Source organism: Flavobacterium gillisiae (assembly GCF_900107635.1).
Classification (GTDB): Bacteria; Bacteroidota; Bacteroidia; order Flavobacteriales; family Flavobacteriaceae; genus Flavobacterium; species Flavobacterium gillisiae.
Map to the genome: position 1 here is coordinate 130,110 of NZ_FNRD01000006.1, position 24,600 is coordinate 154,709.

Consider the following 24,600-nt stretch of genomic DNA (forward strand, 5'->3'; position numbering starts at 1 on the left):
TTAAGAATTAAAGATTTTCTTTAATAAAATTAGTCATCTTATTGTATAACTGAATTCTGGTATTTCCTCCATAAATCCCGTGATTTTTATCAGGGTAAATCTGTGAGTCGAATTGTTTGTTTGCTTGAATCAATGCTTCCATCATTTGCATTGAGTTTTGTAGATGCACATTGTCATCACCACTACCATGAATTAAAAGAAATTTTCCTTTCAATTTCTCTACATGGTTAATAGGTGAATTTTCATCATATCCTGTTGCGTTTTCCTGCGGAGTCTGCATGTAACGTTCTGTATAAATACTATCATAAAATCTCCAGTTTGTTACCGGCGCTACTGCAATTGCCATTTTAAAAGTATCGTTCCCTTTAAAAAGACAGTTTGAAGACATAAACCCGCCGTAAGACCAGCCAAATATACCTATTCTAGACTTATCTACAAACGAATAATTCCCAATCACTTTTGCAGCATCGATTTGATCTTCCACTTCATACTTCCCTAATTCTAATTGAGTCACTTTCTTGAAGTCAGCACCTTTAAAACCAGTTCCCCTCCCATCGACACAAGCTACAATATATCCTTGTTGCGTAAGCATCATAAACCAATAGTCATTTGATGAATTCCATTGATTCGCGACTTGTTGTGACCCTGGTCCTGAATATTGGTACATAAAAACAGGATATTTCTTAGACGCATCAAAATCTTTTGGCTTAATGATCCACGCATTTAGTTCATTTCCTTTTTCCGTTTTTAAAACAAAAAACTCTTTTGTAGGTAAATTATAGTCTTTTAATCTCGTTGCCAATGCCCCATTATCTTCAATGACTTTTATTTGCTTTCCTGTTCTAGCTTCGTTTAAAGCATAAGTCGTTGGTTGAGCAGCACTAGAAAAGGTGTTAATATAATATTGGAAATTAGGACTAAAAGTAGCATCATTCGTCCCTACCTCTTTGGACAAAGCCACTTTGCTTTTTCCATTAAGGGCTATTCTGTATACTGACCTGTTAACAGACCCATTCTCAGTAGATTGATAAAAAACAGTATTTGTTTTTTCGTCAAATCCATAATAAGAAGTCACTTCCCAATTCCCTTTGGTCACTTGATTGCGTAATTTTCCGTTCTTGTCGTATAAATAGATATGATTAAACCCGTCTTTTTCGCTCGTCCAGATAAAACTGTTATCGTTTAAGAACGTAAGATTATCTGTAACATCCACATAAGCTTTATCTTTTTCGTTCAAAACTACTTTTGTCACTCCAGTTGTTCCATCAATAAATAATAAATCAAGATTATCTTGATGACGGTTTAAAACCTGAGCTGATAATACATTAGCATCATTCGTCCACTCCATACGAGCAATATAAAAATCATCGTACTTACCCAAATTGATTTCTTTGGTCGCTTTAGAATTAGCATCGTATACATGTAAGGAAACTAGAGAGTTTTTCTCTCCTGCTTTTGGATATTTAAATGTCTCAATTGTAGGATACAAATCTTTGTGAAACATAGACATAGAGAATTCAGGAACCTGACTTTCGTCAAAACGAATATAGGCCAGTTTTTCACTGTCTTTACTCCAGTCGAATGCTCTTACAAAAGCAAATTCTTCTTCATAAACCCAGTCCGTAATACCATTTATGATGGCATTTTTCTTTCCATCAGTTGTAATTTGAGTAGTCGATTTTGAAGCCACATCATATACATAAAGATTATTTTCTTTAGCGTAGGCAATCTTTTTTCCATCAGGAGAAAAAGTTGGCTCCTGCACTTGAAAATCGAATGGCTTTGTCAATTCTTTAGTTGCGGTATTGTATAAATAGTAATCTGCCGTAAAAGAATGACGGAAAATTTGATTCGAATTAGAGGCAATCAAAATCATTTTTTCACTAGCATCAAATGTATAGCTATCAATCATCGGCATATCCGCATGATCATTTGTATTGATTAAAGTTGCCGTTTTTTTCAGGGTAGCATAATCATACAAATCGATTTGCATCGTTTTAGAAGAGCGATCTAAGTTCAATACTGTATATTGATTTGTTGTCTTCATGGATTGTAGTTCATCCATTCCTTGAGCTCGAAAAGCGCCCGTATAAATTTGTTCTACAGAGATTTTCTTTTGTCCAACAACCGTTAAACACAAAAATAAAAATAAGATCGAAAACTGCTTATACTTCATACTATTAATTTATATGTAAAAATGAGCCCAATTTTAGTGAAAAAATTACAATTATATCACATTTGATGTGTTAAATGTTGAAAACAATATTTAAGAGTCCGCTTTAATGACAATAATTTAATGCCTATAAAACCACTAAAAATGTATCTTTGCAGCTAATTACACTATAATCTATTGAGAATGAATAAGCCCGTTGCAGGATTTTCAAAATTATCCAAAGAAGAAAAAATAAACTGGATTGCCAAGGAATACTTTTCAACTCCTTCACAAGCCATTGCATTATTGAAAAACTATTGGAATTCAGATGAAAAAATACAGAAACTACACGATGAATTTATAGAAAACACCATCACTAATTTCTACATTCCCCTTGGCGTGGCTCCTAATTTTCTAATTAACGGAAAATATAGCACCATTCCGATGGCTATCGAAGAAAGTTCGGTTGTTGCTGCAGCTTCTAAATCCGCAAAATTCTGGTCTACTAGAGGTGGCTTTAAAGCAACAGTAATCAACACGGAGAAAATAGGTCAAGTACACTTTCTTTATAAAGGCGATGTTTCAAAACTGGAATTATTTTTTGCTCAAAACAAAGCAAAATTCTTTTCTGACACAGAAAGCATTACAAAAAACATGCAAAAAAGAGGGGGCGGAATTCTGGACATTGTCTTACAAGACAAAACAAACCTGCTTCCCAACTACTACCAACTTCATGCTACTTTCGAAACCAAAGACAGTATGGGAGCTAATTTCATTAATTCTTGTTTAGAGCAATTTGCCAAAACATTAAAAGAAGAAACGCAGACCTACGAACTGTTTTCACAAATAGAAAAAGACATCGCCGTAATTATGAGTATACTCTCTAATTATGTACCCAATTGTATTGTACGCGCAGAAGTTTCTTGCCCTGTAGAAGAATTAGCCGAAAAACACATACTCAATCCACAAGATTTTGCGGAACGCTTCGTACAAGCAGTTCAAATTGCCGAAGTAGAACCTTTTAGAGCTGTAACCCATAATAAAGGGATTATGAATGGAGTCGACGCCGTTGTGCTTGCTACAGGAAACGATTTCCGTGCCGTTGAAGCAGGAATACACGCTTATGCAGCAAAATCAGGTCAGTACTCTAGTTTATCCCACGCTAAAATTGAAAACGGCGTATTCACATTCTGGTTAGAAATACCATTAGCACTAGGAACTGTTGGCGGACTAACTACTTTACACCCGTTGGTAAAACTATCATTGGAAATGCTTAAAAACCCTTCTGCCAAAGAATTAATGCAGTTCGTCGCGGTTGCCGGTTTAGCACAAAACTTTGCTGCGTTACGTTCCTTGACCACAACAGGTATTCAAGACGGTCATATGAAAATGCATTTAAACAACATATTGAACCAGTTTGAAGCAAATGATGACGAGCGCATCCTAATTCAAAAACACTTTAAGGCCCATGCAGTGTCTCACAGTGCCGTTGTTGACTATATTGACAATTTAAGAAAGTAATAATTAGAAGCTAATCCCGCTATACGCTAAATCTTTACTTGATTAAAGAAATCAAGTAAAGGATACCGCTGCTATCGGGGCTAAAAAAAATACTGCAATAAATTCACCATAAATGAAAGAAACATTTTACAGTAACGGAAAACTTTTGATTACAGGAGAATACCTGGTTTTGGACGGTGCGACTGCATTTGCATTGCCTACAAAATTCGGACAGAACTTAATTGTCGAAAAGAACACAAATCATGAGATTCATTGGAAAAGTTTTGATGCTGACGGCACAATCTGGTTTGAAGACCGCATTTTGTTTTCAGAAATCATAAATCCAGAACTGCAAGCACCCGAAACCATAAAATCTACTTTACTATCTATTCTTCATGAAGCTTATGTATTAAATCCTAGTTTCATAACGGACGAATCGGGATACATCATTACTACTCAACTGAGTTTCCCGAAAAAATGGGGCCTAGGAACCTCCTCTACCTTAATAAACAATATAGCACAGTGGCTGCAGATTGATGCTTTTACATTACTTAATAACAGTTTTGGAGGTAGCGGTTACGATATTGCCTGCGCCCAAAACAACAGCCCCATTCTTTACCATCTTGAAAAAGGAAAGCCTATCGTAGAGAAAGCTACTTTCAAACCAGACTTCTCCCAGCATATTTATTTCGTTTATCTAAATAAGAAACAAAGCAGTAAGACAGCCATTGCTAACTACCAAACGAATAAAACCAACAGTCTAAACAAAAGTATTGATGCAATCAATAAAATAACACTTGAAGTTTTACACGCTAACAGCCTTCACTCTTTTGCGCAAGCAATAGAAAAACATGAGACTAAAATGAGTATTGTTTTAGAAACGACAACAGTTAAAGAAGCGTTGTTTTCTGATTTTAACGGCGAAGTAAAAAGCCTGGGCGCTTGGGGCGGTGATTTTGTTATGGTTCTCTCTGAGTCAGACATAACATCTTATTTTAGCTCAAAAGGTTTTGATACTATTATTCCTTATAGTGACATGATCCTAAGTTAGAATCGATAAGAAATAAGTAGCGCTTCAAAAAATATTCAAGCATAAAAAAACCCGATACAATGTATCGGGTTTTTTGTGAAATTAATAATTACTTTAAATCAACTAGTAATTAAATTGTTTTCTATTGTCTTCTATCGTCGCATTGTCTTTAAGAGCAGGTAAAACTCTGTTTACATCTCCAGCAGATTGTGCTTTCAATTTAGCTACATAAGGAGAAACATCTTTTAAAGCTGGTGCTTTCACTATACTTACGTTTTTAACAACATATACTCCAGTATTTCCTTCAATTGGTGCAGACATTTTGTTTGCTTCCAAGGCAAATGCGTTTCCAACAACTTTTGGCTCTTGACCAACACCAGTTAACATTGGGTTTTCCATAGTAACATCAGTTGCTTGTAGTACAGTAGAACCTGCCGCTTTAGCAATAGCTTCTATAGAACTTCCTGTCATCTTAGCTTTGATTAATTCAGCTTTTTTCTTGTTTTTAAGAATTGGCTCTACATAAGGTTTAACTTGTGTAATAGATACTAAACCAGAATTATCAATACCTTTAACTCTTGCAATAACGTGTCCTACGTTAGCTACTTCAAATCTTTTTACTGTACCTATTTTAGAATCATCTTCAAAAGCCCATCTTACAATAGATCTTTGTACTCCTAATGGTCCAAAGTTTTCATCCATAGCCTGAACTGTAATTCCTGGAACTACTGTAAGCCCCATTCCTTTTGCAACAGTATTGAAATCTTTATCAGTTGCATCCATTTCAAATTTAGTCGCTTGTGTAAACGCTTTATCTGAAGTAGCTTCCGAAGCTTCTAGTTTTAACGCTACAGTAGCTAAACGAATTCCGTCTTGTTTGTCAGTTACTTTGATAATATGGAATCCAAAAGCAGTTTCCACTAAACCAATTGAACCAATACTACTATTGAAAACGAAGTCATTAAATGGTTTCACCATTTGATTTTGACTGAAATATCCTAATTCTCCACCTTGTTGTGCTGATGAATCATCTGAGCTAGAAAAAGCTAGCATCATAAAACTATCTGGATTCGCTTTTACTTGAGCTAAAATAGCTTCAGCTTTAGCTTTTGCTTCTTCTTTAGTTCTTTGTTCTTTTTTGTTTGGAACTTGTGTTCCTTCATAACTAATTAAGATATGACTTGCTTTTGCATTCACTCCTAATTTTTTACCCATAGATTTTGAAACACAGTAGTAGTTTCCAAAAACGTAAGGACCGTAAATTTCTCCTGGAGCAAGGTTAAATAATTGATCTGCATCAACAGCAGGTAAATCTTTCTTAGCTACATAAGTAGAATCGTAAGGTACATCTGAATTTGAATTTACAAATTCAACTGCGTTTTTAGTAGTTCTAAATCCTGCCAAAGTATCATTTTTAGAAGTTGCTTGGTTGTAAACAACACTTCCAGATAACAAACCAGTGATTTTTGCTTTTACTTCAGCCTCATCTTCTTTCGAAGCTTTATCTGCGATTAAAACATACTCCACTTCACGAGATTCGTCTGCTTTAAATTTCTTTTCGTTTTTCTTCATGTAATCCAATATCTCCGCATCAGTCACTTTTACGTCACTGTCTTTGATGGTAGAATATAAACCGGCAACATAAGCAAAGTTTACTTTGTTAGCTTCCATTTCATATTTCAACTTTCCTTCGCTTTGAGTAGTATAAACCGCTGATTTTATCAAAGTATTATAAATTTGATATTTAGCACTAAGCTCAGCATCTTTCTCTCTGTCTTTCAAGAATTCTGATTGCGCAGGATTTGACTTGAAGTATTCTTTGAATTTTGCAATATCAAACATACCTGCTGCATTTAAGAACATTGGATTTTTTCCAATATTAGGATCAGCTTGTAAAACTGCTAATAAATGTTTTTCACCAACTCTCAAACCTAATTTATCAAATTCAGAAGTTAACAAAGCTACAGAAACCTCTTGGTCCCAAACTCTGTTTGCTGCTGCTGTAGAAGTGATTCCTTGATTACTTTTTTCAACATTACTTACTTTAATTCTAAAATCTTCAAATGAAATATCACTTCCATTGATACTTCCTACATCTTTTGATGTACTGTTAAAGCTACCACTGTTGAATAAATCGCCAATGATAAATGCAAATAATGCAAATGCGATTACTGCAATCATTAAAGCGGAACGTTGTCTAATATTTGATAAAACTGCCATTTTTATTGTTGTTAATTTTATATTCAGTTTGCGAAAATACAATTATCTAATTAATAATTATACTAGTAGCGTTTTATTTTACAAAAAAAATACTTTTATAAAAAAAATCACTCTTTTATGGTCAATTTGACCAATTCAATCTTCTTGTTTGTAGCCTCTTCTATTATAAAATGATAGGTTCCTATAGTAATCACCTCCCCTTTTAACGGTATATCATTAGTAAAATCAACTATAAAACCACCTAACGTACCGTATGAATCACTCTCTGGTATATTAAGCTTGTAGGTTTGATTCAAATATTCCACGTCAAATCGAGCCGAAAAAATATAAGTATCATCACCCAATTCCTTTTCGATCAATTCTTCATCTGAATCATGCTCGTCTTCAATCTCTCCAAAAAGCTCTTCCACAATATCTTCAATAGTAATTATACCTGAAGTCCCACCATACTCATCTAGCACCACGGCCACACTTTTCCGCTTTTTAGTAAGCAAGTTCATGACATCTTTGATGTAAATGGTTTCAGGAACAAATTCGACAGGAATAACGACAGCTTTAATACTTTTTGGTTTCTTAAACAAATCAAAGGAGTGTACGTAACCCACAATATCATCTAGTGAATTTTCATAGACAACTACCTTAGAATAGCCTGTTTCAATAAACAATTCTTTCAGTTCCGCTATAGTGTCAAATAAATCGATGGCTACAAGCTCTGTTCTAGGACTCATAACATCTCTGGCCTTTACACCCGAGAACTCTAAGGCATTCTGAAACATTTGTATTTCTGAATCCACCTCATCATCATCTTCAACACTACTCATTTGCTCTGTAATGTAATTTCCAAGTTCTACTTTACTGAAATAAAGTTGTATCTGGTCGCCATCAGTTCTAAAGAATTTTTTTAGAACAAAATCGGAAACCCAGATTAAGAAAGTAGAAATAAAATAGAACAGCACATAGAAAATATAGGCTGGCAGCGCAAAAAACTTAATTAAACCATTTGCGTAAATTTGAAAAAACACTTTTGGCAAAAACTCTGCTGTTATCAAAACAATCAGCGTAGACAGCACTGTCTGGATAAGTAAATTCAATAAATCCGAAAAATGATATCCTAACGAATCAATCTGACGCATCAGTAAAGCCCCCATAAAAAAACCATAAACCACTAGTGCAATATTGTTTCCAATAAGCATAGCAGCTATGAATTTTGATGGCTTTTCGGTAAGTTTAGTAAGAATTTTAGAAAGAAAATTATCTTGTTTCTTCTCTATTTCTAGATATATTTTATTCGAAGAAATAAATGCAATTTCCATCCCAGAAAAAAAGGCACTTAGTATTAGACATAATATTATAACACCAATTTCCATATACTAGGATTGATCATTACGGTCCTGCATCTTCTTTGCATATTTTCTCCTAAAGAAAAACATAAAAATTGCAAGTCCAGCAATCATCACACTCAACCAAGGCGTAGCCTCCGGATCGCTCCATTTCACAATAGCCTCATAAATGAAATACAAAGCAAAAATAAGGTAAATGTAAGGTGTATATTTTAAGTAACCCATAGTATTAATATTTGATGTTTATTGAGCCGATTCAAATTCGCCCGTTAATCTTTGTGAATTGACAATCTTGAAATCTTTGGAAAAATCTATTCCTTGTCCGTTAGTAGATCCTTTGATATCTGTAAATTTAAACTTTTTTTCAGTAAAAAACCATTCATTTTTTTGATCATAGTACAATTGCTCGGTTTCGAGCGTTTGTCCTTTTTCGGAAACGATCTTTACTTTTCCCTGTAAATCAATTATACCAGTAACTTTATAGGATATAGCATAATTTGATGTCACGCGGGTAGTCTTCCCTTTGTCGTCATATAATGTAACATCAATTCCTTTAGGAAATTCTGTGAAAGGAAAATCAACAGTCGAAAAATCCAGCATTTTAGGACTAAGTAATACCACTTTTATAAGCCCCGAATCAGTGTATTTTAAATTCACTTTATCAGCATCCCCACTCGGCGTAAATTCCGTGACATTGATTTTTTGAACTTCTTTAAAATTACTTTCACACCCAAAAAACAGAGTCACAGCAAAAACTGTGACTAGGTTAAGTATTCTATTTGTTTTAAATAAATTCATACGTCAATATAGACAAAGTGAAATGTATTGTAATGATTTTATTATTGGAATTTCCTTTGTACGAACCACTTGTCATTCAATGAAAACCCAATACTAATATTAGCATAATTCTCCTGAACCAAGCCTGCCGATGTAGTACCTTTTTTCCCTAATTCAAATCCAATATTGACATTCGAAATAGTTCCCGTAATAGGCAACCCAAGCCCTAATGTAAGTCCAACATCATTTATAGATTCTCCATTAACAACCAGGCCTGTTTTTTCATATTTCAAACCTCCTCTATAAACAATTCTTTTAGCATAACTTGAAAAAGAGTTATAATCCGGCATAAAATACCCTCCTAAACTTACACTCCCGTATTTACCGTAACCTACATTGCTAGCGTTATTATATTCATTAGCTTGTGCTGAAGCTTTTGAATAAGCCACTTTTCCACCAATTAACCATTTTTGCGATTCTCCAATACCAGCACTTAAAGAGATCTTACTTGGGAATTTTAACTCTACAACACTTGATTGCTCCGCTAAAATATCCACGGCTGACAAATCAAATCCTGAATTATAAGCTACAGTAGCTATATTTCTTGTGTTTTTAGATGTCAAAGTATTTTCTAATGTATAGTTTAAACTACTATACACATTTAGTTTATTATTTAGCTTAGCCTTAAACATCGCTCCAATATCAAAATTTACTCCTGACAAATCAGCACGGTTCTTCTCGCTTGTTCCAACAGGAACTCCGGTTATAAACTCTAAACTAGTCGTTTCAATTTTTCCGAAATTATATTGAGCATCAGCTCCTATGCTAAAATTAGAATTTATTTTATAACCTACTCCAAGAAAAGCTTTATTCAACCCTCCAGAACCATTATAACGCCTGTTATTTGTGTTTGCATCATCTGTAATAGATTCTATTTTATATCCAACAGAAGAATAAGGAATTAATCCAAACCCAACTCCTACTTTACCGAAAGGCAATCCAACAGCAAGATAATCTAACATTGTTCTTCTAGCCTTTTCGCTCTTAGAATCTGATTTCACTGTAGTAGTATTATAAGTCCCTCCAAGTGCAAATGTTGTAAATTTTAAATTAGCAAAACTTGCAGGATTTTGTAAGTTGATATGAATACTGTCTTGTTCGACTGCTACGCCTGCCATAGAACGATTTTCAACTGTTCCTTTAAACCTAACATCTCCAATTCCGTAATAAGAATAAGGCGATGAAGTACCTTCTTGAGCAAAGGAAACTAACGACAAAAGCAAACAAGCGCTTATTATAATTTTTTTAATCATTTTTGATTTTATATTGAAATGTTTGGTTCAAACTTTCTAAAAGAAAATTTGAATTGGCAAATATGGTATTTTTTAATCGTTTAGCCAAAAATTCTGCATCACCTCCCGTTAAAATTATTATAAAATTTGGACAAACAGCCCTATATTCATCTATGAAACCGTCAATCTCATATGCCAAACCATTTACAACTCCAGAATGAATAGATTCCGAAGTTGACTTCCCTACTAAACCTTCAGGACTTTGTAATGACAACAAAGGCAACTTGGCCGTAAAATCATGCAATGATTTATAGCGTAACTGTAATCCGGGAGCGATTGCACCGCCCAGATATTTGTCATTCTCATTTACAAAATCAAATGTAACACATGTCCCGGCATCGATGACCAACCTATTTTGCCTCGGAAACTGCAAAGTCGCTCCAGCAGCAAGCACCATCCTGTCAATTCCCAATGTTTTTGGAGTTTCATACCCATTAACAAAAGGAAAGACATCATCATGAGAAATAAAATGAACTACTACCTCTTTTTCAAACTCCAAAAAAGACTGTTTTTCTACATTTCCAACCGACGCAACAACCAAATGAGAAGTATTTTTAAATTTTTTTAAAATATTTTCAATATTTTTTTCGAGCTCTTCTTTCATAAAAACAAAATGCTGCAAAAGGATATCCTCCTCAAAAACAGCAGCTTTAATTCTTGTATTACCCACATCAACTGTTAAAATCATAATTTGAATTTTGATTGTGCGAAGATACGAATTGATTTTTTCAAAAAAATGTATTGGATATATTAAAAAACATTCTATCTTTGCACCCGCAATCAACAAGCATTACAGCTTACGAAAAGCAACAATGGTGCCTTAGCTCAGATGGTAGAGCAATGGACTGAAAATCCATGTGTCCCTGGTTCGATCCCTGGAGGCACCACTTTAAAACCCGAATAGAAATATTCGGGTTTTTTGTTTTATAATATTACTATAAGACACAAAAAAAGAGCCATTAGCTCCTTTTTTTTCTTTGTACTCAGACACCCATGACTACACTAATTATACCTTCAAACATTTCTACACCCCGTATTTTCAATTCTAAAGTATCAATTATTAAATCTGGATTATAATTTTCCAGAGAACCCATTGAAATTACATATTGGGTTACTTTCCAAACAGCTAGCTTAATGTCGCTTTATAATAGGCGTCTTTAATACAATTCCTTCCAATTTATCTTTAACAATACTAATTTCTCTTCTGTCTTCTTTTAAGGTTATGTAAAAATTATCACTTGGGTTTAGTACACTAAAATCTAAATCAGTTTCATCGCTTAAATCTTTCTTCACAACTTTATACACAGTTTGGAGTTTGGTTTTTTCGACAATTGATTCGATATGGTAAATACCTGAATATTCAACGAATGGTGAAATCTTAATTTCAAATCTGTTCGTAAACATTTTAACTTCAGCTAAATCAATACTTTTTGAGAACAACCTTCCTTTAAATTTATACTTCCTAAAATTCACCCTCATAATGCTATACTTTTTTCTGCAATGGTAATGCTTATAAACACCAATCCGTTACGGCTTTCCGCATATAGCGTAACTATTTTTTTTTTAGAAAGATCACATTATCCACATTTCTCTAGATCTTCCAAAATGCAGAGAATGGAAGCACCTTTTAAGACCCAAATAATCCAGATGCATCGGGATTGAAGTTTTTATTTCACAACGTAATCCTATTATAAAAAAAGGAGCCACTAGCTCCTTTTTTTCTTTTAACTCGTTAAGTACTTAGCAATTCCAATCAGATATTCACTAATTGCAAATGCGTACTACCCAAAAACTATCACGACGCTACAGTTTACTAAACTTAAATTGCTGTCCACCTACTGATGCCTCATACATGAGTCCTCCTTTTTGCATGGTAAATACCATTACACCTTCGGCATACTTCACATTTGCTGAAGCTCCTTCTGTTACAGCTACTGCCGAAACTTGAGCAGCAAACTCCAACTGACTACTTTTAAATCGTTCCATATCCGCTTCTGTCTCAAAAAATATGACTTCGCGATACGCTTGGGCCCCTGCTTGAAACCCTATACTCAGTTGCGACAACTTTGCAATTCCCATCAAGGTATTGCGCTCATAGACCGCTCCATTACCAGACGCACCTCCTATACCAAATCCTGCTTTACCCACATTTGGAAAGATAACATAGCCATAGGCTTTATCAAAAAGCCCCTTCATAAGAGGATCCGTTTTAATAAACTCCACTTTCGCCATCTTGCTATCGGCAATAATTTTATTCTTCTTCGCACGAGATTGCCCGAAAATAGGTGTAATCATCATTGCGCAAGCCATCAATACTATCCAAATAACATTTACTTTTTTCATAGCTTCTATTTTAAATTGTTATCAAAAAACCAACTCCGAATATGCACACTTTCAATCATTAACTAAAAAGTGAAATATGGTTCTTCAAATTTAAAATAAATTTTCCAAATAATAATAAAATAATCTGATTATCAATGACATACATCGATAAATTACAAAATTACAATACTACTTCCCTTTGTTTTTAAGTCGTAAAAAAATCAATGCTGTTATATATGCATCGCCAATTGCCGTGTGTCGATCACTACTTTGGATCTTAAAAATTCCACATAATTTATCCAAACCTGTATGCTGATCTCCTCGTTTCTTATAATTTTTCTGTAATACTATAAACACCTATTTTACTAGCTATTCCTTTTGTTCAAACATTTCAACAACATTTTCCCCGCTTGATTTTTTGAAACCTCTAAACATACCATCTAAGTTAAAATCCCAAGAGACATTTCCGTTTTTGTCTAACAAAATCATTCCTCCTTGGCCTCCAAGTTTTCCAATTTGATTAAAAATTACTTCATGCAAAGCTTCTTTTGGACTTAATCCTTTATACTGTATCAAATTAGAGACTTCGTGAGCCGCCACAGTTTTCATAAAATATTCTCCATTCCAGTAGCTGAAATTCCGCAGGTTAAATTATTAGCATACGTTCCAGCACCAATAATAGGTGAATCTCCTATTCGCCCGTACTTTTTATTAGTCATTCCTCCAGTTGAAGTTCCTGCTGCGATATTTCCGTTTTTATCAATCGCAACGGCACCAACAGTCCCGAATTTATGATCATCAATCAATTCACTATGATCAAGACGTATTTCGCTCGTACCTTGAATTTTTCGTAATTGATTTAATCTTTTTTCAGTATAAAAATAAGATTCGTCAACCATTTCAACACCATTATTTTTTGCCATTATTTCAGCTCTTACTCCTGAAAGTAAAACATGTTTTGAACTATCCATCACAACAAGAATTTCAGTAAAATCATCAAGATATGTTTGGCCAATAATTGGATTGACAGAAACCCTTTCAGCAACTACAAAGCTAAAGTCATAGAAGTGGAACGCGTGTATTTATCAGAGGAAGAGATTGAGAATATCATCAACAAAAATTTCAAAACTGAAAGATTATCACTAGTACGCGATATCTTCCTTTTTAGCTTTTTTACCGGTATGGCATACATTGACGTCAAAAACCTAACAAAGTCCCACACAAGCCTCGGTATTGATGGAGAGAAGTGGATATTCACCCACCGCCAGAAAACAAAAACCGCTTCGAAGATTCCAATTCTTCCAATTACCCAGATGATTATCGATAAATACGAGGATCATCCGGAAAGCAATAATCAAAATAGATTACTTCCAATCTTATCTAATCAAAAGATGAACGCCTATTTAAAAGAGATTGCGGAAGTTTGTAAAATTGAAAAAGAACTCACCTTTCACATTGCCCGTCACACTTTTGCAACTACGGTAACACTAACTAACTAACTAACTAACGGAGTTCCTATAGAAAGTGCAAGCAAAATGCTTGGTCATAAAAATTTAAGAACAACTCCACACTATGCTAAAGCCCTTGATAAAAAAGTCAGTGAGGATATGATGATTTTGAGGGATAAGTTCAAAATTAATAACATTGAACTTAAAACAGTAGTTAATTAAAAAGTAAGTTAATCAGTTCTACTATTTCTATTTAAATAACCTACAATTTTTATAAGCATAATTAATTTTTTTATAATAACTATTCAGAATCATTTGTTGGAATCAAATGAAAAACACTGCGGAGCTTCAAAAATTAGCCCTAAATATTAATTGGTCTTAATAGAAGATATCAATGTTCCTAAACATATAAATGCTTTTATTTTCGCAATGAAGGATCTTGTAGAAGCATTAGTATCTCTGTTTTTAAAGAAATTTAGGATTGTTTAATGATAGTCTGTTATCGTCATCAGGATCCTTTTTAATGACTTGACTTAGCTTGATTTCACCTTTTCAAGTCATTTAGCTAATCTCAAGAAGCATTAATCTTATCTATAGTATTTGTATTGGATAAAGAAAAAACCCCGATAAGACGGGGTTTTAAAATCCCACTTATTTAAACGTGAGAAATTGAAAAAAAACAAACCAAACAATTTTAGAATACACTTAGTAACTAAGGTTTTATCTTAGCATTTTTTCTTTTTTCACGCTCCTGAGCATCTATAACAGCAACAGCTGTCATATTTACTATTTCATTCACGCTGGCCCCCAATTGAAGTACATGAACCGACTTACTTAATCCCATCATTATAGGTCCTATTGATTCAGATTTATTCAATTCTTTCATCAGTTTATAAGTAATGTTTGCAGACTCTAAATTTGGAAAAACAAGAGTATTTACTTTTTTACCAACCAATTTTGAAAATGGAAAAGTACTTTGTAATAATTCTGTATTTAAAGCAAAATCGGTCTGAATATCTCCATCAACTAGCAATTCTGGATTTTGAGCATGTAAAATACTTACTGCTTTTCTAACTTTAATTGCATTAGGATGTGCTGATGAACCAAAATTAGAATAAGAAAGCATCGCAATGACGGGATCAAAACCAAAAGTAGTCATAACATTAGCAGTCATTTGTGCAATATCTGCTAATTCTTCTGCTGATGGTTCAATACTAATAGCGGTATCTGCCAAAAACATCGGACCTCTTTCTGTTGTTAAAATATTAAACGTAGCTACTTTTTTTACATTCGAAGCTCTTCCTATCACTTCAAAAATTGGCTTAACTACTGTTGGATATGCTCTGGAATATCCTGAAATCATACCGTCAGCATCACCTTCTAGAACCATCATGGCTCCAAAATAGTTGCGTTCTCTCATTTTTGATTCTGAACTGTATAAAGTGGCTCCTTTTCTTTTCCTTTTAGTCCAGTACTTCTCAGCATATTGTCTTCTTTTTTCTTTAGAATCCTCATCTTTAGAATCAATAATAACAAGATTCGCATTAAAGCCCAACTCTTTTTTAAGTTCTACTATTGTTTCTTTATTACCTAATAATATAGGGACTGCAATCCCTTCTTCATAAACAATTTGAGCTGCTTTTAAAACATCCAAATGACCTGCTTCAGCAAATACAATTTTTTTAGGGTTTATTTTTGCCCTACTATGAAACATACGAACTACTTTATTGTCATTTCCTGAACGCTGCAATAATTCTTCTTTGTAATTATCCCAATCTTCGATTGCAATTCGAGCAACTCCACTATCCATCGCAGCTTTAGCAATTGCAGGAGGAATAGAATAAATTAATCTTGGGTCAAATGGCTTAGGAATAATATAATCACGACCAAAAGCTAAACGAGTTTCACCATACGTAATATTTACCTGCTCTGGTACCGATTCTTTTGCTAATTCAGCTATAGCTTTAACAGCAGCCATTTTCATTTCTTCGTTAATTTTGGTTGCCCTAACATCCAAAGCCCCTCTGAAGATATAAGGAAATCCTAGTACATTATTTACTTGGTTAGGATGATCAGAACGACCAGTAGCCATAATGATATCTTTTCTTGTTTGCACCGCCAACTCATAACCAATCTCAGGATCTGGATTTGCCATTGCAAAAACAATTGGATCTTTTGCCATAGACAGCAACATCGCAGGATTAACCACATCAGCAACTGATAATCCTATAAAAACATCCGCTTCGACTATCGCTTCTTCTAATGTATCTATCTTTCTATCTGAAGCAAATTCTAATTTTTCAACAGATAGATTATCTCTATCACTTCTAATTACGCCTTTACTATCTATCATTACAATATTTTCAGCACGAGCACCAAAAGCTTTATACAGTTTAGTGCAAGAAACGGCAGCTGCTCCTGCACCACTAACTACAATGCGTACCTCTTCTATTTTTTTATTGGTAATTTCCAATGCATTCAATAACGCAGCAGCAGATATAATTGCTGTTCCATGTTGATCATCATGCATCACCGGAATATCTAATTCTTCTTTTAATCTTCTCTCAATTTCAAAAGCCTCTGGCGCTTTGATATCTTCAAGATTAATCCCTCCAAAAGTTGGAGCCATAATTTTTACTGTTTCTATGAATTTTTCAACATCTTTAGTGTCTAATTCAATATCGATACTATCAATATCTGCAAAAATTTTAAACAATAAAGACTTCCCTTCCATCACTGGTTTAGAAGCTTCTGGACCTATATCTCCCAATCCTAAAACAGCGGTACCATTAGTAATAACTGCCACTAAATTCCCTTTAGCAGTATATTTATAAACATTATTTACATCTCTGGCAATTTCTAAACAAGGTTCAGCTACTCCCGGAGAATAAGCTAATCCTAAATCTCGTTGCGTAGCATAAGCCTTTGTAGGTACAATTTTTATCTTACCAGGTTGCGGTTTTTCATGGTAATCTAATGCTTCCCTTTTTAACTTTTCCTTGCTCATAAACTCAATTATAATATTATTAATACTAATTTGTCATTATCTTGTTTAATGCTTATTTTTGCTTTAGCAACTGCACTAGACGATTTTTAAAAAAAACCTCAGCCATATTGATGCTATGTAATTTTAACTCCTATCTTCCACTTTAGGATCATGCAACATCCCTAAAGATTTTGCCACAATAACCGCTACAGTAGCGTCTCCTGTGACATTAACAGCCGTTCTACACATATCCAAGGGCCTGTCTATGGCAAAAATTAACGCTAAGCCCGCTTCCGGAATACCAGCTTGCGCCAGAACAATTACTAGCATTACCATACCTGCTCCAGGCACAGCAGCAGACCCAATACTCGCCAATGTCGCTGTAGCAATAATACCTAGTTGAACACCGAGCGACAAATCCATACCAAAAGCTTGAGCAATAAACACGGCGGCTACTGCTTGATATAAACTAGTTCCATCCATATTAATTGTCGCACCTATTGGCAAAACGAAACTACTTACTTCTTCATCTACTCCTAGATGATCTGTTACCCGTTCCATCGTTACAGGTAAAGTGGCAGCACTACTGCTAGTAGAAAAGGCTAATAATTGTGCAGGGGAAATTCCTTTTAAAAAAGTTGAAGGATTTACTTTTGCCACTAACAAGGTCAATAAATTATAAAACACCATCATAAGAAACAATCCAAGAATAACGGTAAAAGCATACCATATTAAGGCTTTAAACAAACCTACACTTGGAGATTCAACAACCAAAGCTGATAACAGCGCAAAAACACCAAAAGGAGCCGCAAGCATTATCAGATCTATCATTTTTAAAATAACTTCATTAAAACCATCAAAGAATTTTTTGACAGGTTTTGATTTTTTTTCCGGAATTAAAATAAGACCAATACCAAAAAAAATAGAGAAGAATATGACCTGAAGCATGTTTTTGTTTTCCGTAGCTGCCCCAAATATATTCTCGGGAACAATATCAATCAACGCTTGTAGTGGACCATTCTCTTTTTGTTTTAATGCAGCATCAGAATATTTAGCGGCATCACTACTATAATTTTGAACTAAATCTTGACGAGTTTCGGCTGAAATAGCCTCACCAGGTTTAATTATATTAACTAATAATAATCCTATGGAAACAGCAATAAGAGTAGTAATTAGATAAATCCCAATTGTCCTACCGCCCATTTTAGAGAGTTTTGAAATATCCTTCAAGTCCGAAACTCCTTTTATTAGCGAACCTAAGATTAAAGGCACTGCGATAAGTTTTAATGAATTAATAAAAATACTGCCAAATGGTTTTATCCAATCTTGAACTAATTCTTTACCGCCGCTAAATTGTGTCATTAGTACTCCAACACCTACTCCCAAAATCATTCCAAGTAATATTTTCCAGTGTAATGCAATTTTTTTCATTGTAATAATTTTATTTTAGAAATCATTTATTTAGAATCAGGAATTCTGCCGTCTCCTTTTTCATGGCTTACTAGCTGCCACATAGAACACAAGGAACCATAAGCACTATTTTTTATATAAAAAATTGTTATTTATTTTTATCGAATTTTTCAATTAAGGTTCTCATTAGTTCAGTGGCATAAACTTGAGCCCTTTTTCTAATTACACCCCTATCTATTTCGTCGCCTTCTTCATAAGTAACGGCTTCACTTCCCAGCTGATTAAAAAAATAATTATAGCAATACGGTAATTCTTGACTTCGTCTTCTGGATTCTATTCTAAACGCTGAATTGCTCTCTATGTTTGCTAGCCAAGTAGGTATAATTTTCTGTGTCTTCATTTCATTTATAAAATCTAAGACTAACAAGTATGGTCCAGAATAGGAAGCGTGAAAATCAATAGCAAATTTTATTTCATGCCCTTGCCTTATTTTATTTTCAAAAAACATTTTGGCCATTTTCGTTTCTGGTTGCTTAAAGTCTACCCAGTCTCTATTTAAATCTACTCCGTTAGCATTGTGTCTCCAATTCCCCATATCTGCGCCATCTGGATTAAACAAGGGAAATGCATATATATTAAACCGGTCTCTAAATGCTTTAGCGATATCAGAATCTGAAAGTAATGCTTCAAAAAAGGCCCTAAAGCCAATGGTTCCTCCAGTTATTTCTGGAGGATGCTGCCTTGCAATAAGGACAATGGAATTTTTAATGTTTTTATTTTCAAACTCTAAACAATAGTTGTCTTTGTTTAACCCTGTTTTTCCCGCAATTACTTTTTTTAATTGCGAATTCCTCTCCAAAAGCTTATCCATCCACAAATACGTATCTTCACTAGATTCTATTTCTTGAGCAGAAACATAAATTTTTTGAGGTGAAACTTTCAGTTGTAATGTGACAATACCAGAAATGGGATCGACAGCTATTTCGGACACATCTATAAGGGTCCATTTTACCTTATCAGTGCTTATTTTAGGAATATAGCGGTGCTTATAAGCGCCATAATTAAGTGTTACTTGTATTGTTTTTTCTTGTTTTGAACTGATACTAAATGCATACCACGGACTTTCATTTACCGGTTCATTCTCTGGAAATATATAAGCATTATAAAGGTCATCCTTTTGCTTTTCAAATTTATTTAATCTACCTCCAGCAAAAGAAGCATCTACCACAAGTCCATCTATTTTATAAAGAGGTACTATATTTTGCCCAAATGAGAAATAATTAACCCCGAAAATGAGTAAAACAATTATTTTTTTTATTCCCATATTAATGGCTTTATGTTAAAAATTTTCTGCTAAAAAGAATAAATATTAATTAAAAAAGAGGCTGCTCAAGTTAACCTTTAAGCAACCTCCTTTTTTATAAAACATTTAAATTTATTGGTTCACAGGAGTTTTTACAAAAAGACCTGGAATAGGTGATGGAGCAAATTCATTTCCATTTATTTCATCTTGAGCTATTAAAAATCGCTCTGGATATGCAGTCCCTGAATTAATAGGAATAGGCAAAGCGATATCATTATCTGTCGAACGAATTCTTCTAGAATCATCAAAAGGAACTAACGTCCCAAAACAAGACACATATTTTTCTTCTACAATTTCTCTTAACAATGCTTTATTAGCCGTTACATTATCCTTATTTTCAATTCCTCCAGCGTCGAAATCTGTTGATACATAAGCATCATATTTTAAGGCAAGAATTGGATTTCCTGCAAATGCAGTTCCCGTCGCTAAATAAGCTCTTAAAGCATTTAAACGTATTAACCCTTCATTAAAGCCAACTGTTCTATACCCTGCTTCAGCTAAAATCAATAAATTTTCTTCATAACTTACTAGGGGAGTAAGAGCATTAACGGCGCTTATTCTAGTACTGTTAATTCCTGTTTGATCAACTATTAAATAATCACGTCTTCTACTCTCAGTCGTTTTTGAATTATTTCTTGAAGATGTTTTAGTTACATCTAATAAATTTTGCATAAATGACCCTGTTGATGTCAAATCTCCTGAGCGACTTCCTGTTAAAATCAGGTTATACAAATTGCTATTTTCTCTAGTAGTTCCATAGCCAGCAAATCCAGCGGCAAATCGAAGCGAATTGGCTTTTGACTTAACCCCTAAAAGTGCACTTTGATACGCTTCAGGATATTGTCTTGTCATCATGTAGTACCGTGCTTTTAAACTATTGGCAACTTGTATCCAAGCAATTGGGTTTCCACCCAATAAAATATCATTTGTAAATCTTCTGGTAGTCGAAACGCTACTTAATTGAGTGATTGCGGTAGATAGTAAATCTTGAGCTGCTTTATACACTTCTAATTGCCCATCAAATGCGGCTTTGGTTTCAACACCCACTTTTGAATATGGAACATCTCCAAACATTGAAGCCATACTTCCTATTCCGTGTGCCTCAATAACGTTAGCAATACCCTTTACCAACTCATCTTGCGAGTTTTTTTGAATAACATCATTTTGAGTCATAATGCCATGATACATAAATGCCCAAGCATCATTTGAGTCTTCAGGTGATATTATGTAGTCATTAATTCGTCCGTATAAATTTACTGTACCTTTCATTTGTCCGGTCCAAAATTGAGATATACGCATTAAATGCCCAGATTGAATTTGAACATCTGCCAGCTCCATCCCTTTTAATAATAACTCTGCAGGAACGTCTGTAGATACATTTGGATCCTCATTAATATCTAAATACTGATCGCATCCCAATAAAGAGAGTAGCAACGTCGAGCATATAATTTGTTTTATATATTTTTTCATCGTGATTTTTATTAAAAGTTAATATTCATTCCAACTACAATTGATCTTGAACTTGGATTTGTGAAATATTCTATTCCCTTAGCTACTCCTGTTCCAAACTGATTAACATCTGGGTCAATTCCCTTAACGTTAGTCCATAAACCTAAGTTTCTTCCAGTTACTGATAAGTCAATAGACTCCAAACCTGTCTTTTTTATTAGACTCCCTTTTAGACTATAACTTAAACTAACTTCTCTTAAACGAGTCCAACTAGCATCTACTACAGCAAATTCATTAATCACAGATCCACCGATACCACCTCCAAGAGTAGTGTACCAATTTTCATCTAATAATACTGGTCCATTTCCAAAGTTTTGAATATTCCCTCGTACTGTTGATCCACTAGCTATCGTTGCTCCTTTATAATTTTTTAAATCTTGTGTAAGCGTTACTTCATTTCCTACATCAGCGTGCGTTCCAAAGCCATACAGCACAAATCTTGTACGATCAGCAAGATCATTCCCTTGACTCGTCTCAAACAATACGTTTAATGAAAAGTTTTTGTAATTAGCTCTTATTCCTGCAGCACCTCTCCAATCAGGATTTGGATCTCCAAGAACTTTATTTCCTGAAGTGTCTAATTGAGGAAAACCATTTGCATCTAAATCATACGAACCATCACTTTTACGCAATGCAGCACTTCCTATTAAAACGCCCACTGGCTGTCCTACAACTGCGGCTGACTGAATAGATGATCCTGCGCTAAAATCAACTGAGGCTACCCCAGCCAAATCTGTTACTTCACTTCTATTAGTTGAAATATTACCATATAGATTTAATGAAAAAGCCTTTCTCTTTAGAAAATTATAGTCAAATTCAAATTCAAAACCTTTGTTTTGAAGCGAAGCCACATTCCCTAACAAACTATCAAATCCGGAAGAGGGATTTAACGAAATAGGTAGTAGCATATCGTCTGTCTTATTAAAATAATAAGTTCCAGAAAGCTTCAATTTGTTTTTAAAGAGTCTAAAGTCTAATCCAGCTTCATATTCCTTCTTTTTTTCAAATTCTAAATATGGATTTCCCTGATCATCATTCAATCTATAACCTCCTCCAAAGGCTGTTAAAGAAATAGGATCTGAATATCCTGTATATGTTGCAGTTTCATAACCCGTTTCCCATCCGTGAGGATCAGGAGCTAAACCTACTTCACCATAAGCCAATCTAAGCTTTGCAAATGAAAGCGGACTATCATTGTCTAATTGAAGTAATTCACTAAATTTCAAGCCAACTTCAACACTAGGGTAAACTATTGACTTTACACTGGAAGAAGCATCTTCATAAGTAAGTCCCAAATTTAAATTCAACACATCATTGTAATCAAAACTAGATTGACCGTATAAACGTACATTTCTAATTCTTCTATTTTGCTCTTGCTCATCTTTAATCGAGGCAATTGATGGATTTTGAAGTCTACTATTAAATAGAAAGTCAATAGCTTCTACATATATTTGTTTTCTTTTTCTATCATTAATAGCACTTCCTACTGTTACTTTGGCCGAAAGTTTATCTGTCAAATCAAAACTCATCAACGAAATTAAGTCAGCTGAAATTTCAGTGTTCTTATAGATTTCATTCTGATACCTTCCTTTATTAGCACTGTCTCCCGAGAACATTGGAAAAAAATACGTTCTATCATCATTATACGTATCAAGTCCAGATCTTAATACAAAATTTAACCAAGGTGTAGCTTTTACATTAAAATCAATCGACCCAAAAACTCTATCCACTACTGTTTCACTAGTTTGCTCATTAATAGTCCATAGTGGATTATTATACGTTGGGTTTTCAGTATCTCCCAAATACCTTCTATAACTTCTATGTCTTGAAGGAGTTGGGGTTCCTACGTTATCATAATACGTACCAATGTAATCACTAATATCAAAATCAGCTGGGTTCCTTAACAAACCTAAATATACTCCCGCTGTATTAGATCCTTGTTGTATTCTATTAGACGAACTATTGATATAGGATACTTTAGCTGAAGTATTTAACCAATCGTTAAATTTGTAGGTATTACCAAAGGTTATGGTGTTTTTAAAATAATTACTTTGTCTGATTATCCCTTCTTGATCTAAATGAGAGGCACTAAAATAAAAAGTTCCTCTCTCATTTCCTCCCGATAAATTTAATTTAACGTCTTGCGCCAATCCATCTTGAAAAATTTGATCAAAATTACTATCGCGAAATACATCTTTGGAGTTTTTAGTAACTAGTGGATAATATAGAGAACCATCTGCTGCCTCAAAATATCTTCCCGAAGTATTTACAATATCAGCTCCTCCAACTCTATCAGCAATTTTATCTCCCCAAGAATTAGCACTTGTAGGGCTATAGATACCTTTCGAACCCTGGCCGTAACTAGTTTGTAAAGCATGTCTTCTATTAATTTTATCGATAGAAATAGTAGAGCTTAATGAAGCTTTTAATTTACCCGCTTTTCCTCTTTTTGTAGTAATTACTATTACTCCACCTAAAGCTTGAGACCCATACAAAGACCCCGCAGAAGCCCCTTTAAATACTTGAATACTCTCAATATCATCTGGATTGATATCATTTAATCTTGACTGTTGTGAAACTCCTCCAGAAGAACCACTTGCTATCCCTTCAAGATTACTATTATTAAGCGGAATACCATCAACAACGATTAATGGTGAACTACCGTTGATAGAACTGACTCCCCTTATTTGAATGTTAGAACCTGCTCCAGGATCAGCACTAGTACCCGTAATTGAAAGTCCTGCAGCTTTTCCTGCCAAACTATTAATTAACGTTGGCTCTTTGGCTTTAGACACACTCTCAACACCAATTACCGAATAAGTTGACGCCATGTTGTCTCTTTTTTCCTTAAAACCGGATACGTTTACCACCACCTCATCTAAAGCTTGTGCATCACCAGCTAACATGACATTGAATGTAGTTTTTTCTCCAACAGCTACATCAACTGCTTTGTAACCTATATAACTCACTTGCAACACTGCATTATTATTAGGAACACTGAGCGAAAATTTCCCGTCAAAATCAGTTGTAGTCCCAATTGTCCCTCCTTTTATTATCACAGTTGCTCCGGGCAAAGGTCCTGATTTGTCACTTACGGATCCCTTCACTGTACGCTGCGCAAACAGGTAACCACTTGACATCAAAATGGTTATCGTACATAAAATTAATTTTTTAATCATGTTAAATTGGTT

General features: G+C 34.3%; 17 protein-coding genes, 1 tRNA gene and 1 pseudogene. 4 read left to right on the top strand and 15 right to left on the bottom strand.

Going from position 1 to position 24,600, the window contains the following annotated elements:
* Positions 1-7: 7 nt before the first annotated feature.
* Positions 8-2,176 (bottom strand): S9 family peptidase, encoded by a 2,169-nt coding sequence (locus BLV35_RS09935; RefSeq protein ID WP_091088932.1) that lies wholly within the window; start codon positions 2,174-2,176, stop codon positions 8-10.
* Positions 2,177-2,356: 180 nt separating this feature from the next.
* On the opposite strand from BLV35_RS09935, the gene BLV35_RS09940 reads away from it, so the two are divergent.
* Both BLV35_RS09940 and BLV35_RS09945 read left to right on the top strand, forming a co-directional pair.
* Positions 2,357-3,673: a hydroxymethylglutaryl-CoA reductase, degradative gene (locus BLV35_RS09940; protein WP_091088936.1), complete on the top strand. Its 1,317-nt coding sequence runs from the start codon at positions 2,357-2,359 to the stop codon at positions 3,671-3,673.
* Between the two features lie 112 nt (positions 3,674-3,785).
* Complete coding sequence (locus BLV35_RS09945) at positions 3,786-4,703, top strand: GYDIA family GHMP kinase (protein ID WP_091088939.1); 918 nt, start codon at positions 3,786-3,788, stop codon at positions 4,701-4,703.
* Positions 4,704-4,805: 102 nt separating this feature from the next.
* Here the strand turns inward: BLV35_RS09945 and BLV35_RS09950 are convergent, their stop codons facing one another.
* The 6 genes from BLV35_RS09950 to BLV35_RS09975 all read right to left on the bottom strand — a co-directional run bounded on the left by BLV35_RS09950 (position 4,806) and on the right by BLV35_RS09975 (position 11,059).
* Positions 4,806-6,902, bottom strand: a complete 2,097-nt coding sequence (locus BLV35_RS09950) for a peptidylprolyl isomerase (RefSeq protein ID WP_091088942.1) — start codon at positions 6,900-6,902, stop codon at positions 4,806-4,808.
* Positions 6,903-7,009: 107 nt separating this feature from the next.
* Positions 7,010-8,269 (bottom strand): hemolysin family protein, encoded by a 1,260-nt coding sequence (locus tag BLV35_RS09955; protein ID WP_091088945.1) that lies wholly within the window; start codon positions 8,267-8,269, stop codon positions 7,010-7,012.
* Between the two features lie 3 nt (positions 8,270-8,272).
* Positions 8,273-8,467, bottom strand: a complete 195-nt coding sequence (locus BLV35_RS09960) for a DUF6526 family protein (protein ID WP_074720896.1) — start codon at positions 8,465-8,467, stop codon at positions 8,273-8,275.
* A gap of 18 nt (positions 8,468-8,485) precedes the next feature.
* The gene (gene lptC, locus BLV35_RS09965; RefSeq protein ID WP_091088948.1) at positions 8,486-9,040 is read right to left on the bottom strand and encodes an LPS export ABC transporter periplasmic protein LptC; all 555 of its coding nucleotides are present in this window, start codon (positions 9,038-9,040) and stop codon (positions 8,486-8,488) included.
* Between the two features lie 41 nt (positions 9,041-9,081).
* A complete protein-coding gene (locus BLV35_RS09970; RefSeq protein ID WP_091088951.1) occupies positions 9,082-10,332 on the bottom strand; it encodes a BamG family beta-barrel-assembly machinery protein in 1,251 nt (416 codons plus the stop codon).
* Complete coding sequence (locus tag BLV35_RS09975; RefSeq protein ID WP_091089292.1) at positions 10,325-11,059, bottom strand: type III pantothenate kinase; 735 nt, start codon at positions 11,057-11,059, stop codon at positions 10,325-10,327. The genes BLV35_RS09970 and BLV35_RS09975 overlap by 8 nt, the downstream gene beginning before the upstream one ends.
* Before the next feature lie 126 nt (positions 11,060-11,185).
* On the opposite strand from BLV35_RS09975, the gene BLV35_RS09980 reads away from it, so the two are divergent.
* Positions 11,186-11,258: transfer RNA gene (locus BLV35_RS09980), tRNA-Phe, on the top strand.
* 244 nt (positions 11,259-11,502) lie between these two features.
* Here BLV35_RS09980 and BLV35_RS09985 read toward each other — a convergent pair.
* The 3 genes and pseudogenes from BLV35_RS09985 to BLV35_RS19735 form a co-directional block, all read right to left on the bottom strand.
* Complete coding sequence (locus BLV35_RS09985) at positions 11,503-11,850, bottom strand: hypothetical protein (protein ID WP_091088955.1); 348 nt, start codon at positions 11,848-11,850, stop codon at positions 11,503-11,505.
* Positions 11,851-12,174: 324 nt separating this feature from the next.
* Positions 12,175-12,714: a lipid-binding SYLF domain-containing protein gene (locus tag BLV35_RS09990; RefSeq protein WP_091088958.1), complete on the bottom strand. Its 540-nt coding sequence runs from the start codon at positions 12,712-12,714 to the stop codon at positions 12,175-12,177.
* 348 nt (positions 12,715-13,062) lie between these two features.
* Positions 13,063-13,664: pseudogene (locus BLV35_RS19735) on the bottom strand (isoaspartyl peptidase/L-asparaginase family protein).
* 36 nt (positions 13,665-13,700) lie between these two features.
* Here BLV35_RS19735 and BLV35_RS19480 point away from each other — a divergent pair.
* Positions 13,701-14,192, top strand: a complete 492-nt coding sequence (locus tag BLV35_RS19480) for a site-specific integrase (RefSeq protein WP_317040168.1) — start codon at positions 13,701-13,703, stop codon at positions 14,190-14,192.
* Between the two features lie 661 nt (positions 14,193-14,853).
* Here the strand turns inward: BLV35_RS19480 and BLV35_RS10015 are convergent.
* From BLV35_RS10015 to BLV35_RS10035, 5 genes are all read right to left on the bottom strand, one after another.
* Complete coding sequence (locus BLV35_RS10015) at positions 14,854-17,148, bottom strand: NADP-dependent malic enzyme (RefSeq protein ID WP_091088967.1); 2,295 nt, start codon at positions 17,146-17,148, stop codon at positions 14,854-14,856.
* Positions 17,149-17,271: 123 nt separating this feature from the next.
* Positions 17,272-18,558 (bottom strand): dicarboxylate/amino acid:cation symporter, encoded by a 1,287-nt coding sequence (locus tag BLV35_RS10020; protein WP_091088971.1) that lies wholly within the window; start codon positions 18,556-18,558, stop codon positions 17,272-17,274.
* A gap of 127 nt (positions 18,559-18,685) precedes the next feature.
* Positions 18,686-19,861, bottom strand: coding sequence for a M14 family metallopeptidase (locus tag BLV35_RS10025; RefSeq protein ID WP_091088974.1), 1,176 nt, complete (start codon positions 19,859-19,861; stop codon positions 18,686-18,688).
* A gap of 111 nt (positions 19,862-19,972) precedes the next feature.
* Positions 19,973-21,370 (bottom strand): SusD/RagB family nutrient-binding outer membrane lipoprotein, encoded by a 1,398-nt coding sequence (locus BLV35_RS10030; protein ID WP_091088977.1) that lies wholly within the window; start codon positions 21,368-21,370, stop codon positions 19,973-19,975.
* 11 nt (positions 21,371-21,381) lie between these two features.
* Complete coding sequence (locus BLV35_RS10035) at positions 21,382-24,588, bottom strand: SusC/RagA family TonB-linked outer membrane protein (RefSeq protein WP_091088982.1); 3,207 nt, start codon at positions 24,586-24,588, stop codon at positions 21,382-21,384.
* Between the last annotated feature and the right edge of the window lie 12 nt (positions 24,589-24,600).

Coding starts and splice junctions, on each gene's coding strand:
- BLV35_RS09935 (WP_091088932.1), bottom strand. CDS start 2,176: ATGAAGTATAAGCAGTTTTCGATCTTATTTTTATTTTTGTGTTTAACG.
- BLV35_RS09940 (WP_091088936.1), top strand. CDS start 2,357: ATGAATAAGCCCGTTGCAGGATTTTCAAAATTATCCAAAGAAGAAAAA.
- BLV35_RS09945 (WP_091088939.1), top strand. CDS start 3,786: ATGAAAGAAACATTTTACAGTAACGGAAAACTTTTGATTACAGGAGAA.
- BLV35_RS09950 (WP_091088942.1), bottom strand. CDS start 6,902: ATGGCAGTTTTATCAAATATTAGACAACGTTCCGCTTTAATGATTGCA.
- BLV35_RS09955 (WP_091088945.1), bottom strand. CDS start 8,269: ATGGAAATTGGTGTTATAATATTATGTCTAATACTAAGTGCCTTTTTT.
- BLV35_RS09960 (WP_074720896.1), bottom strand. CDS start 8,467: ATGGGTTACTTAAAATATACACCTTACATTTACCTTATTTTTGCTTTG.
- lptC (WP_091088948.1), bottom strand. CDS start 9,040: ATGAATTTATTTAAAACAAATAGAATACTTAACCTAGTCACAGTTTTT.
- BLV35_RS09970 (WP_091088951.1), bottom strand. CDS start 10,332: ATGATTAAAAAAATTATAATAAGCGCTTGTTTGCTTTTGTCGTTAGTT.
- BLV35_RS09975 (WP_091089292.1), bottom strand. CDS start 11,059: ATGATTTTAACAGTTGATGTGGGTAATACAAGAATTAAAGCTGCTGTT.
- BLV35_RS09985 (WP_091088955.1), bottom strand. CDS start 11,850: ATGAGGGTGAATTTTAGGAAGTATAAATTTAAAGGAAGGTTGTTCTCA.
- BLV35_RS09990 (WP_091088958.1), bottom strand. CDS start 12,714: ATGAAAAAAGTAAATGTTATTTGGATAGTATTGATGGCTTGCGCAATG.
- BLV35_RS10015 (WP_091088967.1), bottom strand. CDS start 17,148: ATGAGCAAGGAAAAGTTAAAAAGGGAAGCATTAGATTACCATGAAAAA.
- BLV35_RS10020 (WP_091088971.1), bottom strand. CDS start 18,558: ATGAAAAAAATTGCATTACACTGGAAAATATTACTTGGAATGATTTTG.
- BLV35_RS10025 (WP_091088974.1), bottom strand. CDS start 19,861: ATGGGAATAAAAAAAATAATTGTTTTACTCATTTTCGGGGTTAATTAT.
- BLV35_RS10030 (WP_091088977.1), bottom strand. CDS start 21,370: ATGAAAAAATATATAAAACAAATTATATGCTCGACGTTGCTACTCTCT.
- BLV35_RS10035 (WP_091088982.1), bottom strand. CDS start 24,588: ATGATTAAAAAATTAATTTTATGTACGATAACCATTTTGATGTCAAGT.